The organism is Nocardia sp. NPDC004722, from assembly GCF_053601505.1.
In genome coordinates this window covers 1-18,387 of the sequence record NZ_JBSGBY010000096.1, presented here as the reverse complement: position 1 = coordinate 18,387, position 18,387 = coordinate 1, and the positions used below count along the sequence as shown (strand labels likewise).

The 18,387-nt window shown below is 67.7% G+C and carries 20 protein-coding genes; 9 read left to right on the top strand and 11 right to left on the bottom strand.

Annotated elements, in window-relative coordinates; genetic code table 11:
* Nucleotides 1–92 precede the first annotated feature (92 nt).
* From ACWELQ_RS12685 to ACWELQ_RS12670, 4 genes are all read left to right on the top strand, one after another.
* Nucleotides 93–320, top strand: a complete 228-nt coding sequence (locus ACWELQ_RS12685) for a hypothetical protein (RefSeq protein ID WP_452397168.1) — start codon at nucleotides 93–95, stop codon at nucleotides 318–320.
* A 59-nt stretch (nucleotides 321–379) separates the two neighbouring features.
* Nucleotides 380–1,216 (top strand): carbohydrate ABC transporter permease, encoded by an 837-nt coding sequence (locus ACWELQ_RS12680; RefSeq protein ID WP_452397167.1) that lies wholly within the window; start codon nucleotides 380–382, stop codon nucleotides 1,214–1,216.
* Nucleotides 1,213–2,040, top strand: a complete 828-nt coding sequence (locus ACWELQ_RS12675; protein WP_452397166.1) for a carbohydrate ABC transporter permease — start codon at nucleotides 1,213–1,215, stop codon at nucleotides 2,038–2,040. The genes ACWELQ_RS12680 and ACWELQ_RS12675 overlap by 4 nt, the downstream gene beginning before the upstream one ends.
* 119 nt (nucleotides 2,041–2,159) lie before the next feature.
* A complete protein-coding gene (locus ACWELQ_RS12670; RefSeq protein ID WP_452397165.1) occupies nucleotides 2,160–2,804 on the top strand; it encodes a hypothetical protein in 645 nt (214 codons plus the stop codon).
* A 164-nt stretch (nucleotides 2,805–2,968) separates the two neighbouring features.
* Here the strand turns inward: ACWELQ_RS12670 and ACWELQ_RS12665 are convergent, their stop codons facing one another.
* Nucleotides 2,969–3,430: an N-acetyltransferase family protein gene (locus tag ACWELQ_RS12665; protein WP_452397164.1), complete on the bottom strand. Its 462-nt coding sequence runs from the start codon at nucleotides 3,428–3,430 to the stop codon at nucleotides 2,969–2,971.
* 111 nt (nucleotides 3,431–3,541) lie between these two features.
* Entirely contained in the window at nucleotides 3,542–3,967 is a 426-nt protein-coding gene (locus ACWELQ_RS12660) for a hypothetical protein (protein WP_452397163.1), read from the bottom strand.
* Between the two features lie 129 nt (nucleotides 3,968–4,096).
* On the opposite strand from ACWELQ_RS12660, the gene ACWELQ_RS12655 reads away from it, so the two are divergent.
* Nucleotides 4,097–4,423 (top strand): hypothetical protein, encoded by a 327-nt coding sequence (locus ACWELQ_RS12655; protein ID WP_452397162.1) that lies wholly within the window; start codon nucleotides 4,097–4,099, stop codon nucleotides 4,421–4,423.
* Between the two features lie 7 nt (nucleotides 4,424–4,430).
* A complete protein-coding gene (locus tag ACWELQ_RS12650) occupies nucleotides 4,431–5,072 on the top strand; it encodes a cysteine hydrolase family protein (protein WP_452397161.1) in 642 nt (213 codons plus the stop codon).
* Here ACWELQ_RS12650 and ACWELQ_RS12645 read toward each other — a convergent pair.
* The 6 genes from ACWELQ_RS12645 to ACWELQ_RS12620 all read right to left on the bottom strand — a co-directional run bounded on the left by ACWELQ_RS12645 (nucleotide 5,056) and on the right by ACWELQ_RS12620 (nucleotide 11,844).
* A complete protein-coding gene (locus ACWELQ_RS12645) occupies nucleotides 5,056–6,318 on the bottom strand; it encodes a cytochrome P450 (RefSeq protein WP_452397160.1) in 1,263 nt (420 codons plus the stop codon). The genes ACWELQ_RS12650 and ACWELQ_RS12645 overlap by 17 nt on opposite strands.
* A gap of 16 nt (nucleotides 6,319–6,334) precedes the next feature.
* Nucleotides 6,335–7,459: a hypothetical protein gene (locus ACWELQ_RS12640; RefSeq protein ID WP_452397159.1), complete on the bottom strand. Its 1,125-nt coding sequence runs from the start codon at nucleotides 7,457–7,459 to the stop codon at nucleotides 6,335–6,337.
* A gap of 31 nt (nucleotides 7,460–7,490) precedes the next feature.
* Complete coding sequence (locus ACWELQ_RS12635; RefSeq protein ID WP_452397158.1) at nucleotides 7,491–8,270, bottom strand: acetoacetate decarboxylase family protein; 780 nt, start codon at nucleotides 8,268–8,270, stop codon at nucleotides 7,491–7,493.
* Nucleotides 8,271–8,272: 2 nt separating this feature from the next.
* Nucleotides 8,273–9,073: an SDR family NAD(P)-dependent oxidoreductase gene (locus ACWELQ_RS12630; RefSeq protein WP_452397157.1), complete on the bottom strand. Its 801-nt coding sequence runs from the start codon at nucleotides 9,071–9,073 to the stop codon at nucleotides 8,273–8,275.
* 106 nt (nucleotides 9,074–9,179) lie between these two features.
* Nucleotides 9,180–10,415 carry an NADH:flavin oxidoreductase/NADH oxidase family protein gene (locus ACWELQ_RS12625; RefSeq protein ID WP_452397156.1) on the bottom strand — a complete coding sequence of 412 codons (1,236 nt, stop codon included), beginning with the start codon at nucleotides 10,413–10,415 and terminating at the stop codon, nucleotides 9,180–9,182.
* A 37-nt stretch (nucleotides 10,416–10,452) separates the two neighbouring features.
* Nucleotides 10,453–11,844 carry a flavin-containing monooxygenase gene (locus ACWELQ_RS12620; protein ID WP_452397155.1) on the bottom strand — a complete coding sequence of 464 codons (1,392 nt, stop codon included), beginning with the start codon at nucleotides 11,842–11,844 and terminating at the stop codon, nucleotides 10,453–10,455.
* A 198-nt stretch (nucleotides 11,845–12,042) separates the two neighbouring features.
* On the opposite strand from ACWELQ_RS12620, the gene ACWELQ_RS12615 reads away from it, so the two are divergent.
* Nucleotides 12,043–13,521 carry an AIM24 family protein gene (locus tag ACWELQ_RS12615; RefSeq protein WP_452397154.1) on the top strand — a complete coding sequence of 493 codons (1,479 nt, stop codon included), beginning with the start codon at nucleotides 12,043–12,045 and terminating at the stop codon, nucleotides 13,519–13,521.
* A gap of 27 nt (nucleotides 13,522–13,548) precedes the next feature.
* Here ACWELQ_RS12615 and ACWELQ_RS12610 read toward each other — a convergent pair whose 3' ends face one another.
* Nucleotides 13,549–13,950 (bottom strand): carboxymuconolactone decarboxylase family protein, encoded by a 402-nt coding sequence (locus ACWELQ_RS12610; protein ID WP_452397153.1) that lies wholly within the window; start codon nucleotides 13,948–13,950, stop codon nucleotides 13,549–13,551.
* Between the two features lie 116 nt (nucleotides 13,951–14,066).
* Here ACWELQ_RS12610 and ACWELQ_RS12605 point away from each other — a divergent pair, with 116 nt between their 5' ends.
* The gene (locus ACWELQ_RS12605) at nucleotides 14,067–14,972 is read left to right on the top strand and encodes a LysR family transcriptional regulator (protein WP_452397152.1); all 906 of its coding nucleotides are present in this window, start codon (nucleotides 14,067–14,069) and stop codon (nucleotides 14,970–14,972) included.
* Here ACWELQ_RS12605 and ACWELQ_RS12600 read toward each other — a convergent pair.
* Nucleotides 14,953–16,248 (bottom strand): 2-hydroxycarboxylate transporter family protein, encoded by a 1,296-nt coding sequence (locus ACWELQ_RS12600; RefSeq protein ID WP_452397151.1) that lies wholly within the window; start codon nucleotides 16,246–16,248, stop codon nucleotides 14,953–14,955. The genes ACWELQ_RS12605 and ACWELQ_RS12600 overlap by 20 nt on opposite strands.
* A gap of 6 nt (nucleotides 16,249–16,254) precedes the next feature.
* On the bottom strand, nucleotides 16,255–17,334 hold the full coding sequence (locus ACWELQ_RS12595; protein ID WP_452397150.1) for a tartrate dehydrogenase: 1,080 nt from the start codon (nucleotides 17,332–17,334) through the stop codon (nucleotides 16,255–16,257).
* Between the two features lie 137 nt (nucleotides 17,335–17,471).
* Here ACWELQ_RS12595 and ACWELQ_RS12590 point away from each other — a divergent pair, with 137 nt between their 5' ends.
* Nucleotides 17,472–18,374: a LysR family transcriptional regulator gene (locus ACWELQ_RS12590; protein ID WP_452397149.1), complete on the top strand. Its 903-nt coding sequence runs from the start codon at nucleotides 17,472–17,474 to the stop codon at nucleotides 18,372–18,374.
* Nucleotides 18,375–18,387 lie beyond the last annotated feature (13 nt).

The following is an 18,387-nucleotide window of genomic DNA, read 5'->3' as shown; positions in this document are numbered from 1 at the left end:
TCCTGATGGCGTTCTAGAAGGACGGATACAAGGCCCCGGCGATCAAGAAGTTCCTCAGCTACTTCTATTCCGCCGCCGTGTATTCCAAGTTCGTGAGCAGCGAGCACTTCATCGCGGTCACCAACAGCGGCGCGGCCGCGCTCGCCGACGATCCGGTCACCAAGGCGTTCGCGTCGACGCTGCCGGTGGCGAAGTTCTACCCGAGCAACAACCCGAAGTGGGGCGCCGCGCAGGGCGCGATCCGGCAGCAGATGGGCATCATCGCGCAGGGCAGCGATCCCGCCTCCGTGCTGCAGAAGATTCAGCAGGCGGCGAGTTGAGGGGCGTCGCCTCCCCTCGGTCCACGGCCACGCGTCGCGCGTTGCCGTGGATCGGCCCGGTGCTCATCCTCATCGCGGCCGTGGTGGCGTTCCCGGCCGCCTACATGTTCTGGACCTCGACCCGGGATCTGAGTGCCTACGGGCAGGATCGCGGACCGGCCGGATTCGCCAACTTCCGAAGGCTTTTCGCCATCGACGAGTTGCCGTCGATCCTGCTGCACACGGTGGTGTGGGTGGTGGCGGTGGTGGTCATCACGCTGGTGCTCTCGGCCGGGCTGGCGCAATTCCTGAACAAGGACTTTCCCGGGCGCACGGCGGTGCGGCTGGCGATTCTGGTGCCGTGGGCGGCCTCGGTGGTCATGACCACGACCATCTTCGAGTACATGCTGGATCCGGATGTGGGGATCGCCAACCGGTTCCTCGTCGACATCGGGGTGCTGGATCGGGGATTCGGGTTCACCAAGCAGCCGGGCCCGGCGTTCCTGGTCGCCATCGGGGTAGCGGTGTTTGTGTCCGTGCCATTCACGACGTACACGATTCTGGCCGGGCTGCAATCGATCCCGTCCGATATCGACGAGGCGGGGAAGGTGGACGGTGCCGGTTCGTGGCAGCGCTACCTGTATCTGACGCTGCCGCAACTGCGTCCGGCCATGGCGGTGGCCACCGTCATCAACATCATCAACTCGTTCAACTCGCTGCCCATCCTGCAAGTGCTGACCGGCAAGATCGCGGGATTCTCCGCCGACACCACAACCACCTTGACCTTCAAGCTGATTCGGCAGAATCAGCAGGTCGCGACGGCGGCCGCGATGAGCGTGCTGAACTTCGCGCTGATCCTGGTGATCATCGCGATCTATGTGAAGCTGATCCGGCCCGCCGGGGAGGAGGCGCGATGACCACGCGGCGACGCTGGGGCCTGACGGCCGTGGGCGCGGTGCTGGCCGCGATCTTCCTGCTGCCGTATCTGGTGATGGTGCTGGGTTCGCTCAAACCCCGCTCCGAGATCCTGCGCATCCCGCCGACCTATCTGCCCGAGCACTGGCAGCCCGACAACTACTCCACCATGTGGCACACCCCCGAGGCGCCGCTGCCGTTCAATCTGGTGAGCACCGTGGTGATCTCGGTCTTCGGCACGCTACTGGTGCTGATCGCCGCCATCCCCGCCGCCTACTACACCGCGCGGCGCCGCTTCCCCGGCAAGGCGCTGTTTCTCGGCCTGGTCCTGGTGACCCAAATGCTGCAACCGACGGTGCTCGTCACCGGCCTGTTGCGCGAATTCTTCACCCTGGGCATCAATGACACCTGGCTAGCCATGATCCTCGTCAACGGCGCCTTCAACCTCTCCTTCGCCGTCTGGATCCTGCACAGCTTCTTCGCCTCGATCCCGATAGAAGTCGAGGAGGCCGCCCAACTGGACGGCCTCAACCGCTGGCAAATCCTCACCCGCGTCAGCCTCCCCCTGGTCTGGCCCGGCATAGTCACCGCAACGGTTTTCGCCTTCGTCTCCTGCTGGAACGAATTCGCCGCCAGCCTCGTCATCCTCACCACCCCGGAAAACCAGCCCCTCTCGGTGGCGTTGACCAAGTTCATCGGCCAATACGACACCGCCTGGCAATACGTCTTCGCCATCTCCACCGTCGGCATCGTCCCCGTCGTAATCCTCTTCGCCCTCATCGAGAAACGTCTCGTCGCCGGCCTCACCGCGGGCAGCGTGAAATAGTCCGTCACCGGCGCGAATCGGTGTCAGCGCACGTGTCAGTCCGGTATCAGGGCGGTGTCAGGCGCGGCGGCGACAGTACTCACATCAACAACGCAGCAGCGAATGAGGAGTACAGAGCCATGACCGTTTTCCAGACCCCGGCCCCGATCGACATCACTCTCGAGATCGGCGCGGGCGCAGTCAGCGTCATCGCCTCCGACCGGAGTGACACCATCGTCGAAATCCGTCCGGCCGATGCGGGCAAGAAAGAGGATGTGAAGGCCGCGGAGCAGTTGAAGGTGGAATTCGGCGCGAATGGTCTCGGCGTGAAGATGCCGAAGGGATGGAAGGTGATCGGACCGTCCTCCGGTAAAGGCTCGGTGGACGTCACCATCGAGGTGCCCGCCGGATCCCGCCTCAACGCCAACCTCGCACACGGAAAGTTCCACACGGCTGGGGAATTCGGCGAATCCAACGTGGACGTGGCCGCGGGCGAGATCGTGATCGACCGAGCGGTCGCGCCGGTGACCGCAACGATCGCCACGGGCGACATCACCATCGGCGACGCGGTCCACGGAGTCCTGCGCCTGAAGACATCCGTCGGCAACATCCAGGTCGGGATCCACCCGGGCAGCGAAGCAAGCATCGAATCCAACACCCTCGGCGGCGCGATGACCAGCCAACTCGGCCCGATCGACCCGGCGCAGCCCAAGCACAACATCGTGAAGGTGCACGCCCACACCGCCTCCGGCAACGTCACCGTCGGACACTCCACCGCAGTCTGACCCAGCAAAACCCACCGATCCCCTCGTCATGCGGCGGTACCACCACCGGTGCCGCCGCCGGCCATTCTGGCTAGGACCCGCAGGCGATACACTCCCGATGAGTTCGGTCCTCACCGTCCGCGTCGATGGTGCGCGTATGGCGAGTCCCTCATTTCGACTCGGGTTCAGGAGTTTTGGTCTGCGGCGCGCCGGTAGGCGTAGTGGATGAGCCCCTCGTGCCACGTGCCCACCTTGTCGTAGAGGGCGCGAGCTGAGGCGTCTTCGAGGGTGTTCCAGTAGAGGCCCGGGAAGTCGTGTGTCAAGGCGTCCTGCGCCACCCACTCGATCAAGGCCGTCGCCACACCGCGCCTGCGGACCTCGGCGTCGACGAACAAGTCCGCCAGATAACACTTCTTGGCGTACCAGACACTGGCATGGAACACGTAGTGCGCGATGCCGACAATCGTGCCGTCCAATCGTGCTGCGATTCCGTGTATCTGCTCGTCGTGAAGCAGCCGGTGCCACGTTCGTTCGTAATCGTCGTCAGCGCGTTCGACCTCGAAATACGCGTCCTTGCCGCGGGCCAGTGCCTCCCAGCGGCCACGGTCGGATCCGTCCAGTGGGCTGATCTCCAACACGATATTCATACTGCCCTGCGTCCGGGCCCGCCGTCGATGGGCGCGGCCGGCCCACGGGCTCGAAGCGACACGCGAAGATTCAGCCGTTGTCACCGTCCTCATTACGAGGGGTGCGGTCGGTCAGGGGCAGTGGGCGTTGGGGGTGACGCCTTCGAATTTGCCTTGGCCGCCGTTTTGGGCTAGGCCTTGTTTGCCGAAGGCTAGGGTGCCGGTGGCTAGGGGGTTGTCGGTGCCGCTGGTGGCGCAGGTGATTTGGATGGTGTAGGCGCCCTCGGGGAGGGAGGGTTGGAGGGTTCGGGATAGCTGGTTGTAGGTGTTGAGTAGGTCGGTGGGGTCGGCGCTGGTGGTGGTTACGTGGATTTCCTTGCCTTGGATGTCGACTGTGTAGGGCGGGGGGTCGGGGAAGCCGGCCATGGTCGAGGACTTTGTGGTGCCTGGCGGGCGGGACGTGGGGGCGGCTTGGTCGGGGGCGTGGGAGGAGCACGCGGTGAGGGTGGCGGTGGCGGCCAAGCTGCAGGCGACGACGGCAATCCGGGCACGGTTCATAGCCGCATCCTGCCAGTGAACGCTGGCGGAAGCCCGCAGCGTGGGTGGTATTTCGGCGGATCGGTCGGCGCTACGCACTGAAAAGTAAGCACTTGTAACGGTGTAATCAGCGGGATTACATGGGTTCTCATGAAGGTCATTGCATTCGATCGATTCAAGCCTGGAGTCACGCTCGAGACGATTACGCCGTTCCTGCCGGAGGAGGTCGCCAATGTGTGGCGGCTGTGGAAGGCGGGGATTGTGCGGGAGAACTATGCGCGGGCGGATGAGCCGGGGGTGGTCATCGTGTTCGAGGTGGACGGCGTCGAGGAGGCTCGGCGGTATATCGACGACTTTCCGCTGAGCAAGAAGGGATTCCTGGAGTGGACGTGTATTCCGGTGATGGCGCCGCTGCCGCTGGAGGCGTTGATGGACGCGTCGGTGGATGTCGCGGAACCCTACGACCGCACGGCGTGAGGGCGGCATGCGACACGCTTACGGACTGACCATCCCCCAAACCGTCGAGGACGCTTGCCATCCCGAGCGGATGGCGGTGTTGATCTATGACATGCAGGTCGGCATCGTCGGACAGCTCGCGGAGGGTGAGCGCATCGTGAAAGCCTGTCTCGAGCTGCGGGATGCGGCGCGTGCGAACGGGTTTCGGGTGTTCTACACGCGTCACCTGTCGATGCCTCCGGCCGCGGCGGGCGCATCGCAGCTGCGGACGGCGATGGAGTGGCAGCATGTGGACGACCCCGCCGAGGTGCGCGCCGCCTTCCCGCAGGGATCGCCGCAGTACCAGCTGGTCCCGGAACTGTCACCGGGTCCCGACGAGGTGGTTTTCGACAAGCTCACCATGTCGGCCTTCGCCGGCACGCCGCTCGATATCGCCCTGCGGGACTTGGGGATAGGCGCGGTCGCCGTGGCCGGGATCGCCATGGAGGTCGGCATCGAACCGACGGTCCGCCACGCCACCGACCTCGGCTACCTACCCATCGTGGTGACCGATGCCTGCGGCGCGGGGCATCCCGAGGCGGCCGAACGCTCCCTGGCCGCACTGGCTTTCGCGGGCGGCTCACGCACCACCGACACCGCAACTCTGACCGCCCTCATGAACCGGCGATAGTAGGCAGTATCTCCTTGTAGGACAAGGTAACCGCCGATGGCCCGCGCAGTGTCACATGCTCGCGGTACGGCGGCTCGCCGTCGAGCCGGGGATCGACCACCCGCCGGGCGAACCGGGTGAGGGCGATATCGGCCTCGAGCCGGGCCAGCGGAGCGCCCAGGCAGAAATGCTGACCGAGCCCGAAGGCCAGGTGCCGGTTCTCCCGCGCCGGGTCGAAGCGGCCCGGCTCGGCGAACATCTCCGGATCCCGGTTGGCGGCCGCCAGCAGCATGACGATCATGTCCCCGGACTGGATCTCGATGCCCGGCAGCGAGATCGAGTCGCGGGCGATGCGGGGGACCAGCTGCACCGGCGGGTCGTAGCGCAGCGTCTCCTCGATCACCGGCCCGGCGAAGGACCCGGCCGTGCGCAGGATGGCCAGGTGATGGCGATGGCCCAGCAGCGCGAGAGTGGCATTGGCGATGAGGTTGACGGTGGTCTCGTGCCCGGCGATGAGCAGCAGCCCGCAGGTGGCGATGAGCTCGTCGTGGCTGAGCGCATCACCCGATTCCTCCGCCGCGATCAGCGCGGACAGCAGGTCGCCGCCGGGCCGCCGACGCCGTTCGCGAGCCAATTGTTCGAAGTACTCGTGCACTTCGTTGTTGGCGCGCACCAGTTCGACCGGATCGGGGCGGCCCGAGGTCGCCGTCCCCGACACCGGGTCGAGGGTGCGGGCCAGCATGCTCGACCATTCCCGCAACCGCGGCTCGTCCGCGACCGGCACCCCCAGCAATTCGCAGATCACCGTGATCGGCAGCGGATACGCCAGATCCGCCACCACATCCAGCCGCCCGCGTTCGGCGGCGCGATCGAGGGCGGCGTCCGCGATGGCGGTGATCCGCGGCGCCATCGCCCGCACCACCGCCGGGGTGAACGCCTTGGCGACCAGCCGCCGCAACCGCGTGTGGTCGGGCGCGTCCCGGAACAGGAACGAATGCGTCCCCGCCAGTTCCGCTGCCTGCTCCCCGGCCAGATCATGGGTCGGTGTCGGCCCTAACGGCAAGGCCGCGTGCCGCCGCTCCACCACCGCCCCCGGATGCCGCAGCACGGTCGCGCAATCCCGGTAGGAGGTCAGCACGACCACCGGCCCGCCGCCGAGCCGCACCGGCCCGTGCTCGCGCATGCGGTCGTAGAGCGGATACGGATCGGCGCGATTGGCCGGATTCAACAGCCCGGCGAAGAAGCCCGGGCAGGACGCGGTGGTCATCGATACCGCCTGGAGGTCAGCCGTGCCGGATGGCGCGATGGGTGAAGGTGGGCGAGGTGCCCGGATTGAGCAGCGCGCCGGTCAGCTCGCTGGACGGGAAGAACTGCAGGAACCTGGAATCCTGTTGGGACACATCCACGATTGTCTTCTCGATGACGAGCGAGTTGTACTGCTCGTAGGTGGTCTCGATCGTATTGGCGTTCAGGATCACCTCGTGCCCCCAGGACTTCGCCGCGTGCGCGAGCCCCGGAATGCGCGAACGCTCGGGCGTGAGACATTCGGTGGCGATGGCGTTTTCGCTGATCGCCCAGATTCCGGTATCGGTATTGAGGACCAGCGAGTGATTGCCCATGGCGTGTCCGGGCGTGGAGATCAGCGCGACACCCGGGCCGAGTAGGACGCTGCCGTCCAAGGGCAGAATCTTCTCCGGCGGCAGGTCCACGAAGGTGGTCGGCTGATACCAGGGCCGCTGGAACGGGTGCAGATCCGCCATCGCCTCCAGCTCATCGCGCTGGGCGAGCAGTTTGGCGTTCGGGAAGGCCGCCGCCACCGGCCGATCCGGACTGATGTCGGGCTGCGGGCGGGTGGTGCCCAGCCAGCGCCGCACGTCCTGGGTGTGCAGATGGTCGAAGGCGAGGTAGTCGACCTCGGCCGGATCGACTCCGGCCTGGCGGCAGGCGGTGAGCACATCGGAGTGCGCGGTCACGAACAGTCCTCGCAGCGGTCCCGGGGTCATCTTGCCGAGCTCGGCGAAATACGGTGTGTAGGAGTCGAGTTCATGATCGCTCGGCTCGAACAGCAGGGTCCGCCGCGTGCCGTCCGACTCGGTCCAGCGCACGATCAGCATGCGATTGCTGATGGTGACGAACGGTGTCGGGCTGATCGCGGCCCGGAACAATCCGTACCGCGTCGGGTACGGCAATGAGATCAGATCGTGCGTGCGCACCGAGTCCGGACTACCGGTCGCGGCGAACTCCCGCTTGAAATCCAGTGCGGCCGTGCGCACCGCGCGCAGTCGCGCACCGAAACCGCCGGGCGCGGACAATGCCTTGTCGAAGGTGTCGATGCGGGCGAACGGCGCGGTGGTGGCCGGGCGCGGGATGGCCAGCGGTTCGGTGGCGAGGCGTTCGGCGATGCTCATGCGAGCCTCCTGGATGCGATGGTCGGGGCGGTCACAGGATTCGGGGCCGCATACGAGTCATGCTGAACAGTGGGGTGAGCGGGCGCAGCGGAATCGGGGGAACCCAGACGCCGGGCAGGTCGACGCGGTGCAGACGCGCCTCGAGAACGCGGCCGATGCCCATCTGGTCGAGCGGATCACGTTCGGAGCCTTGCACGTCGAGATAGAAGTCCTCGATGCGGCGGACCTCGAGCACGCGCTCGCGCGGGGTGAAGCCGACCAGCCAGGACGGGAACAGTCCCGCGAGACCGACGACATTGCGGTGCGGGCGGGCCAGGATCGGCGGGGGATCGGTGATGACCTCGCCGAGCCGCCCGCCCATGCCGAGCAGTTTGTGGCCGCGGCGGGTGGCGGTGGCGTGGATCTCGGTATCGGTGACCGACCAGTCGATCTCGCCGAGCTTCTTCGGGTAGCCGAGCAACTCGCGGCCGATGATCAGGGCCACGTCGTCGTCGAGAATCATCCAGGGGCAATGGATTCCGGTGCCCTGCACGGTCTTGATGTGCACGAACAGCCCGGCCTCGTGATACCCCGGCGACTCGAAGTTGTTGTCCGGGAAGCAGGCGGTGAACAGATCCGCGCGCGCCGGTTCGGCCGGTTGGACGCCCGCGGGCAGCCAGCGTCGCATGGCCTCCGGGTCGATTTCGACCGTGGCACTGAAGTAATGGGCGTCGCGATACAGGCTGCGGCGCGGATCGCCGATCGCCAGCACCCGGCGCAGGTCATTGCCCAGCGAACGGCCGACCGTCCGCACGGCGGGTTCCCAACCCATGGTCACTTCACCTTTCGGTAGACGGTGCGCAGGATCGGGCCGATCAGCGCACGCGGGGTGTATTGGCCGCCGACCGTCTGGACCTTGGCGAAGGCCCCCGGCACCACGCGGCGTCGACCGGCGGCCAGGCCCGAGATCGCCTCGCGCGCCGCCTGTTGCGCGCTCACCCACAGCGGACCCGGAATCAGCCGGTCCAGATTCGGGACCTCGGCGACTTCGGCGTACTCGGTGCGCACCGGACCGGGCGCGAGCAGCGTGCAGCTCACGCCGGTCCCGGTGAGCTCGGCATGCAGCGATTCGGCGAGGGTGTTGGCGAACGCCTTGGTGGCGGCGTAGGTGGCATTGCCGGGACCGGGCTGATTGCCCGCGGTGGACCCGGTGATCAGGATCGCGCCCGTGCCACGCTCCAGCATGCCGGGCAGCACCGCAAGCGTGAGGTCGTGCACCGCAACGGAATTCAGCACCACCTGCTGACGCTCGCGAGCGGGATTCGCGCGCGCCAGCTCCCCGTAGGTGGCGAACCCGGCGTTGTTGCACAGTACGGCGATATCCCGGACGGACAGCTCGTCGCACAGCTTCGCACGCTCGCCGCCGTCGGACAGGTCGACGCCACGGACCTCGGCCTCGACCCCGTGACGGGCACCGAGCAGCGCGGCGAGTTCGCGCAGCCGGTCCTCGCGCCGAGCCACCAGGATCAGCGAGTGACCTAGGCGGGCAAGCTCTTCGGCCAGCGCGGCACCGATGCCGGAGGACGCGCCCGTGACGACGGCGCGGGAGGTCGGGGTTGGAGTGGGCAGGCTCATCGGATGCTCCTGGTCGTTCGGTCTCCGGCACCGCGGGCCTCGGATTGCATGCCGGGCCCATTGGTGCGCGTGCGAGAGGTGTTGGGGCTCATGGCGATCGCCGGACTCAGAACTGCGTCAGCGCGCGGGCGGTCACCATCGTCCCGGCGGCGGCCAGGGTGCGGACCGCGCCGGGACCGCTGACCTGCTTCGCGCCCGCCGCGATATGGCGGAAATTCGCGGCGTGCCAGGCGAGTTGGAGGTAGGAGTTGACCGGTGCGATAGGCAGCGGGACGCGCGGCGCGGTGGGCAGGATCAGCGGTTCGGCGTTCCCTGCCAGCAGGTCCGCCGCGATATTCGGGCGGATCGCGAAGGGGCGGCCCAGCCCGATCACGTCGACCGCGCCCCGGGCCAGCACCTCGTTCATGAAGTCCAGGCTGCGGATGCCGCCGGTGAGCATGAGCGGCATCGCCGAGCGAGCGCGCAGGTCTTGCGCGTAGCGAAGGAAATACGCCTCGCGCTCGCGGGTGCTGTCCTGCACCACACCGGTCATGGCCGGAGCCTCGTAGTTGCCGCCGGAGATCTCCAGCAGGTCGATCCCGGCCTGTTCCAGCGCGAGCGCCACCTCGAGCGACTCGCCCTCCTCCAGCCCCCTGCGCTGGAAGTCGGCGGAGTTCAGCTTCACCGAGAGAATCGCCGCGGGGCCGATGGCCTTGCGGACATCGGCGACCACCTCGAGCAGCAATCGGCGACGGTTCTCGGCAGTGCCGCCGTACTCATCGGTGCGCTGGTTGGCGAGCGGCGACAGGAACTGCGACAGCAGATACCCGTGTGCGGCATGCACCTGCACGCCGGAAAAACCCGCCGCCACAGCCAGTTCCGCCGTGCGCGCGAAACGACGGCGCAGATCGGCGATGTCCTCCAGCGACAGTGCCCGCGGCCTGCGCAGGTTGTAGCCGATCACCTGAGGACGCAGTGCCGACGGGCCGACCGGACGGCGATGCAGCGGGCCGACCGCCACCCGGCCGGGGTGATTGATCTGCATGACCATCACCGCGCCCGCACGGGAACCCGCACGCGCCCAATTGCTTACGGCCTCGAGCTGCCGATCGTTCTCCAGGGTGACATTGCGCGGTTCGACATAGGCGCGGCGGTCGATCATGACATTGCCGGTGACGAGCAAGCCCGCTCCGCCCCGGCCCCAGACGCTGTAGAGGCGGGTCAGGGTCTGGCTCGGCGCGCCGTTGATCTCGCCGAGCTGCTCGCTCATGGCGGCCTTGGCCAGCCGGTTGGGCAGGGTGACGCCGCAGGGCAGGGTGAGTGGACTGCCCACGGCGACGATGCGGGATGTCTTCGGTGACATGAATGGCTCCTGGTGTCGCGGCGGAAGATTGATGTGGTCAGGCGATCCGCCGGGCGGCGGCGAGCAGCGGGCGCAGCACGCCCATGGGCAGGCCGCCGGAGGCGTCCTCCGGCGAATCAGCGGTCTCCGGCGCACGGCCGGTGCGTTCCGAACCGCCGGACAGCAGCGCGCGGATCGCCGCGAACCGGGTCGCACCGCGCACCAGCCAGCGGCCGCGCAGCGCCTCCCAGCGCAATTCCGGTCCGCCCGCGAGGATTTCGGCGGAAGGCTTGGACACGTACGCGTAGAGATCGCCGAGCGGGGTATCGAGATCCTGCTGTAGCAGCGCGGCTTCGGCGATCAGACGCGACGAGTTCATCAGCAGCATGCCCGCTCCCGAGCGCGGCGCGACCAGGCCCGCGAAGTACAGATTCGCCAGGCCCGGCGCGAAGGTGTGCGCGACCAGTCGCGGCTGGCCGTGCTCCCAGTCGAGCAGCCCGTCGCGCAGGAACGGGAAGGTCGTCTTGAAACCCGTCGCCCAGACGATGGTGTCGTACTCCCCGCTGGTGCCGTCGACGAAATGCACGGTGCGCCCGTCGAATCGGGCGATTTCCGGCCGCACCGCGATGCGGCCGTGCTTGAGGAAGTACGGCAGTTGCTGGTTGACCACCAGATCCTGGTCGAAGATGCGATGCCGCGGCTTCTGCAAGCCGAAACTGCCGAAGCTGCCCATGCCCAGCGCGACGATGGACCGGAATACGGCCTCCTGCGCGGGTTTCGGGATCGGCACCGACCCGACGTCGAACCTGCCGCTCGGGATGCCGAAGACGTACTTGGGGATGAACCAGTAGCTGCGCCGCAGCGAGATCTCCGAATTGCCGAAGGTCACCGCGGCCTCCACCGCCAGATCGCAGCCGGAATTCCCGGCCCCGACCACCAGCACCCGCGAGCCGTCCAGGTCGGCGGGCCGCTTGTAGTCCTTGGAGTGGAGCTGCTTGCCGGTGAATTCGCCCGGGTACGAAGGGACATTGATGTCCCAGTAGTGGCCGTTGGCGACCATCACCCCGGCGTACTCACGAACCTCGCCACCGGCCGTCTCGACCCGCCACCCGGCCGCACCGGTCGCGTCCAGCGGCGCGACATCGGTGACCAGGGTCCCGAATTCGATGCGGCGGTCGAGCCCGAACTCCGTGGCGAAGGATCGCAGGTAGTCCCGCATCTGCGCGGCGCTCGGGAAGTCCGGGTAGTCGTCGGGCATCGGATGGTCCGGGAATTCGGTGACGTCCTTGGAGCTGATCAGGTACGTCGAGTCGTAGACCCCGTGCGACCAGTTGCCGCCGATGGCCTCGGTGGCCTCGAGCTGGTCGTAGTCGAGGCCGAGATCGGTGAGGGCCTTGGCCAGCGCCAACCCGGTGTATCCCGCCCCGATGATGCAGTAACGACGCCCCATTGCGACCTCCCTCAAAGCTACGTTCACTGTAGCTACAGTGTCTGTAGTATTTGTGCCGCGGTGTCCGATGTCAAGGCGGCGCGGCTCGCGGGCGGCCATACCTCGGGGAATACCCGGATGGCCGAGGCCGCGCAGATTCGACAGACTGGATCCTGTGAATCGGATACTGCGCGAACAGCTACGCGCCGAGGGGGAGTCGTGACGGCGCTCGCGCGCGGAGAGAATCGGCCCGCACCCGCCGATCGACTGACGGTCACCGTGACCTGTTCGGTCGCGGTCGATGTGTCGGCGCTGCTACTGGGCGCGAACGGGCGGGTGCGCTCCGACGGCGACTTCGTGTTCTTCAACCAACCCGTCGCCCCGGGCGTGGTCTACCGGCACGGGCGCGGGGCCGGGGACATGGTGGAGGTGCGGACCTCCGCGCTGCCCGCCGAGGTGGACAAGGTCGCCATCACCGCGAGCCTGGACGGCAGCGGGCCGGCGACCTTCGCCGGGGTGGGCTCGCTGGTCGCGACCATCGGATCCGACGCGGGCACACTGACTTTCCCGATGGATCGGCTCAGCACCGAGGCGGCCGTGGTGTGCGTCGAGATCTATCGGCGCGGCGACGGGTGGAAGGTGCGCGCGGTCGGCCAGGGCTACGACGACGGGCTCGCCGGACTGGCCGCCGCGTTCGGCGTGAACATCGACGACGAACCCGAACCGGCACCGCCACCGGTGCCCGCGAGCCGGGTCGCACCCACCCAGGTGCTCTCGCGCCCAGAGCCTTTCGCTCCACCGCCGCCGTCGGTGCCCGCCCAGCCGTTTCCCGCGCCGCAGCCCTTCACACCGCCGCAGCCCGTCCCGCCACCGCCGTACCCGGGGTCGCCGCCGATCGCGCCCACCATGCCGAATCCCCGAGCCCCGCAGCCTTTCCCAGCCCCACAAGGAGTCCCGTCCGTGCAGAGCGAGCTGTTCCATCCGAATCACGCCGAGGTCAGCGGTGCCGGCATTCAGAAGCAGGGCAGCAAGATGATCCGAGTGGCGGTGAACGGGGAGACCCTGGCGCGCGCCGGATCCATGGTCGCCTACCAGGGTGATCTGCAGTTCAAGGCGCTCGGTTCCGGCGGCATCGGCCGGGCCATCCAGCAGCGGCTCACCGGTGAGGGCGTCCCGCTCATGCAGGTGTCCGGGCGCGGAGATCTGTTCCTGGCCAATGCCGCCGCCGATGTGCACACCGTCGACCTGGATGGGACCGACGGGCTGACCATCAACGGCGCGAACGTGCTCGCATTCGATTCCTCACTGTCCTACAACATTCAGCGCGTGCAGGGTGCTGCCGGGTATGCGAGCAATGCGGGCTTCTTCAACTGCGTGTTCACCGGCCGCGGTCGCATCGCCATCACCACGCACGGTCAGCCGGTGGTGTTGAACGTGGACCAGCCGACCTACGCCGACCCGCAGGCCGCGGTGGCCTGGTCGTCGAGTCTGCAGACCGGCATCAAGCGCAACGACTCCTTCGGGTTCAGCCGTTTGATCGGCCGCAGCACGGGTGAGGGCCTGACACTGGCGTTCTCGGGCCACGGCTTCGTCATCGTGCAGCCGTCCGAACTGCCGCCGGGCGGCATGATCGGCGGCACCGGCGGTGGTCAGGAGGCCGGGCAGTCCGGTGGGCTGCTGGGCGGACTGCTCGGCTAGGGGCGATCGTCGCCTGCCGCACGCGGGTCAGGACACGTTGGTCAGGGGCAGCAGGCCGCGCTCTCCGAAGACCTTCTTCGCGACCAGGGTGGCGTTGAGGGAGCGCGGCACGCCCGCGTAGACGGCGGTGTGCAGCAACGCTTCCGAGATTTCGGTGGCGGTGAGTCCGACATTGAGGGCCGCGTTGATGTGCACATCCAGCTCGAGCTCGCAGCCGCCGAGCGCGGCGAGCACGCCGAGGGTGACCAGTTGCCGGTCCCGGGGCGCGAGTTCGGGGCGGTCGTACATATCGCCGAACGCCCAGGCCACCACCTGATGTCCGAGCTCGGGCGACACGTCGGCCAGCGACGCCACAACCCTTTGTCCCGCTTCGCCATCGACGCGGTTCAGGACCTCGAGGCCGTGGGCGTAACGCTGTTCGCGGTTCATGATTTCTCCTCGGTTGATGCTGTCGGTGTGACTTCTCAACTGTCGCGGATCGAACGGCCGAATCAGCCTTGCAGGCATCTGTAGCTATGCTTCCCATGCCTGGGAGGTATGGATTGATGGATCTTCGACTGCTCGGCTACGTGGTCGCCATCGCCGAGGAAGGCTCGGTCAGCGCCGCGGCGCGGCGCTTGCACGTGACCCAGCCGACCTTGAGCAGGCAGCTGCGGGACCTCGAAAGACGGCTCGGCGTAGCGCTTTTCGAGCGCGAGGGACGCGGGCTCACGCCGACCGCGGCGGGCCTGGCGCTGACCCGCCGAGCGACCGCCGTCCTGGCCGAAGCCGACGCCGCGCTCGAGGATGTCCGGCTGGCCGCCCAGGGGATGAGCGGACGGCTGACCGTGGCATTCGCCGGATCCGGCATCAACGGCCCGCTCGGGTCGGTGCTCGGCAGACTGCGCCGGGAACTGTCCCGGGTGGACCTGCGACTGGAGGAGAGCTTCAGCGATGCGGAGATGTCCGCGGGCGTGCTGGACGGCCGCTACGACATCGCCGTTCACCGGCTGCCCGCGCGTGACGCCCGGCTGGCGACCCGCGCCTGGTGGCAGGAACCGCTGACCCTGTTCCTGCCCGCCGCCCACCCCCTCGCCCACGCGGCCGGACCGGCACCGCTGTCCGCACTGGGCCAGATTCCCCTGGTCATCTGGCCCCGCGACGCGTCCGCCCGCTCCTATGACGAGATCATCGCCCTCTGCCATCGGGCCGGGGTGGTCCCGCGCATCGGAGCCGAAGGCCGCAGCGCCCAAACGCTGCTCGCGCTGGTGGCCGCCGGATTCGGTGCCGCCGTACTGCCCGACTCGCACCGCGCGCTACGCCGCGTCGGGGTGGCCCCGAGACCGCTGGCCGACACCTCGACGACGCAGTACGTCGCCTGGCGTGCGGGCGACCCGAGCCCGCTGGTCGCGCGGTTCCACAGCGTGCTCGAGCAGTACGGTCACGACGCGCTCACCCGAACAGACGGATGAGCCAGGCGGCGCTGATCACGGTGGTCACGCCGCCGATGCGGGTCGAGATCTGCGCGAACGGCATCAGATTCATGCGATCGGCGGCGGACAGGATGGCCACGTCGCCGGTGCCGCCGAGGCCGCTGTGACAGACGGTGACCAGGGCGGCGTCGACCGGATACATGGCGATGGCGCGGCCGACCAGGAAACCGGTGAGCGCCATGGCGAGAACCACTGCCGTGCAAGCGATCACGTAGCCGATCGACAGCACCGCCATGACATTGTTCAGCGGCAGGTACACCATGCCGAGCCCGATCATGGTGGGGAAGATGAACCAACGGGCGATGATCGCGTACACCGCCCGCGCGTCCGCCTCCACCGACGCCGGGAAGACGCCGCCGAGTTTGCACAGCACCGCGAGAATGATGACGAGCACAGGGGCCGGTAGGTGAACCGGCTTCTCCAGTAGCGAAGCGAGGACGAACAGCCCGGTGATCATCAAGACGCCGAGTGCGTAGTTCGGTTCCCGGGTCGGCGTGGAATCGGTGGGGGTCAAAGCGATCTCGGGACCGCGCACCAACCGTCCGCCGCCGTCCAGCTCCGGCTTCCGTTGCCCGAGTCGACGCAGGATCCCGGCGGCGATGATCGCGGCGATATTCCCGATGATGGCCGCCGGAATCAGCTGCGCCACATAGCTTCCGGGTTCACCGCCGAGCGCGGAGGCGTACGCCGACGACAGCGGGATGACCCCCTCGCCGATGCCGCCGCCCAGGATCGGCACCACGATGTAGAACAGCGCCCGGTGAAAGCTGTTGCCGAACAGCATCGCCACCGCCAGCCCCGCCGCGACCGCCGCCACCGTGCCCGCCAGCAGCGGCGGGAAGATCCGGATCAGCCCGCCCACCATGAGTTTTCGACTCATGCCCAGAATGCTGCCCACCACCAGGGTGGCGATCACGAAGTACAGGAAGTTGGCCTGCTTCATCAGCGCGGTCACCGCGCGCACCGTATTGCCGTCGAACACCTTGGCGTACACCAGGATCGACGGCGTCAGCAGGCACACCAGCGCGCCGCCGCCGATGCGGGAGATCAGCGGCAGCCGATTGCCGAGCGGGCCCAGCAGCATGCCCAGACCGACGATCACCGCCAGCCCGCCGATCATGTTCTCCGGAATCGCGTGAAACCGCCCGGCGAGCAGCACCGCCGCGGTCAACGCCACCGGAATCAGCAGCGGCGCGCCGTCCATCTCGGGCAGCGGCCGCCGGGAGACATTACGGATCTTGTCGAGGGAACTCATTGCCGCTCACCGGATTTCCAGCGCTGCCCGGACGGCCTTGCCGAGCGATTCGGTGGTGCCGCTGCCGCCCATGTCGGGGGTGAGAGCCGCACCGCCGACGGCGAGCACGGATTCGATCGCCGCCAGCACGGCGGCCGCCGCGACCTGCTCGCCCAGATGCTCGAGCATCATGGCCGCGCTCCAGATCTGGCCGATCGGATTGGCGATGCCGCGCCCCGCGATATCGGGAGCCGACCCGTGCACCGGCTCGAACAGGCTGGGAAACCGGCGCTCCGGGTTGATGTTCCCGCTCGGCGCGATCCCGATGGTGCCGGTGCAGGCCGGGCCGAGATCGCTGAGGATATCGCCGAAGAGATTGCTGGCCACCACGACATCGAACCAGTCGGGGTGCAGCACGAAATTCGCGGCCAGAATATCGATGTGGTATTTGTCCACCTCGACCTCCGGATAGGCGCGGGCCATTTCCGCGACGCGCTCGTCCCAATAGGGCATGGAAATGGAGATGCCATTGCTCTTCGTCGCTGAGGTCAGGTGTTTGCGGGGCCGCCGCTGCGCCAATTCGAACGCGTACCGCAGGATGCGGTCCACGCCCGTGCGGGTCATGACGGTCTCCTGGACCACCGTTTCCCGTTCGGTGCCTTCGAAGATCCGCCCGCCGATGCTGGAGTATTCGCCCTCGGTGTTCTCGCGCACCACATAGAAATCGATATCCCCGGGCACGCGCCCGGCCAGCGGTCCGGTCACGCCGGGCAGCAGCCGCACCGGCCGCAGACTCACGTACTGGTCGAAATGCCTGCGGAACTGGAGCAGACTGCCCCACAGTGAGATGTGGTCGGGCACGACTTCCGGCCAGCCGACCGCACCGAAGAACAGCGCGTCGAAGGACTTCAGCCGATCGAACCAGTTGTCCGGCAGCATTTTCCCGTGCGCGGTGTAGTAGTCGGCGCTGGCGAAGTCGAAATACTCTAGTTCCAGGGTGAAATCGCAGGCGGCCGCGACGCCCTCCAATACCCGGATGCCCTCGGGCACGACCTCCTTCCCGATTCCGTCGCCGGGAATAACCGCAATGCGGTGCACGGTCGCCATAATTCCGCCTTCCTCGCCGCCGATCGAACATCGTTGCTGTCGGCTGGATCACAACGGTAGGCTCGGTGACCCGGCGCGGAAAGTACGTACGACGCAAGAGACCTTTTCCGAAATGGAAAGAATGACAGGAGGTTCCGATGCGGGGCGGTGGGGCCGACGACATTCTGTTCTTCGACGTCGTCGCCCGGTCTCGCAGCCTCACCGAGGCGGCCCGCGAATTCGGGCTGTCGGTCTCGGCGGTCAGCAAGCGGCTGACGCAGTTGGAAGCGCGCCTCGGCGTGCCTCTCATCCAGCGCACCACAAGGCGATTCACCCTCACCCCGGAGGGGGAGCGCTATGCCGCGGGCGCGGCCCGACTCGCCGCCCAGTGGGAGGAGCTCGAGGACTCCATCGCCGAACAGCACGGTGACCTGCGCGGCCGGTTGCACGTGCGCTCCACCATCGGGCTCGGGCGCGCCCACATCGCCGATCTGGTGGCCGAATTCGTGGCCGCGCATCCGCTGGTGCGGATCGATCTGGAGCTGTCCTCGGTGCCGCTCAATATCGCGGGCACCGGATTCGATCTCGACATCCACGTCGGCACGCTGCCGGATTCCCGCCTGAACGCGCGGCGCCTGTGCCGCAATCGCCGGATCGTCTGCGCCGCACCGGAATACCTCCGGGTGCACGGTGCGCCGCAACGGCTCTCGGAGCTGGAACGGCACAACTGCATCGTGCTGCGGGAGAACGAAAGCGATTACGCGCTGTGGCGTTTCGAGCAGCCGGAGACGGCGGTGCGGGTAGCCGGGAATCTGGTCAGCAATGACGGCGACGTCATCACCCGCTGGTGCCTCGAGGGTCGCGGCCTCATCATGCGGTCGCTGTGGCAGGTGGCCCCGCTGCTGCGCGACGGCAGCCTGATCCACGTGCTGGCCGATTTCCCGACGCCCAGCGCCGACATCTACGCCACCTACACCGACTCCCCGGCCCTGCCCCGGCGCACCCGGGCCCTGCTCGACTTTCTCGAACAGGGCCTCGAGGCCCGAATCACGCGGTCTTGACGGCCGTCACGAA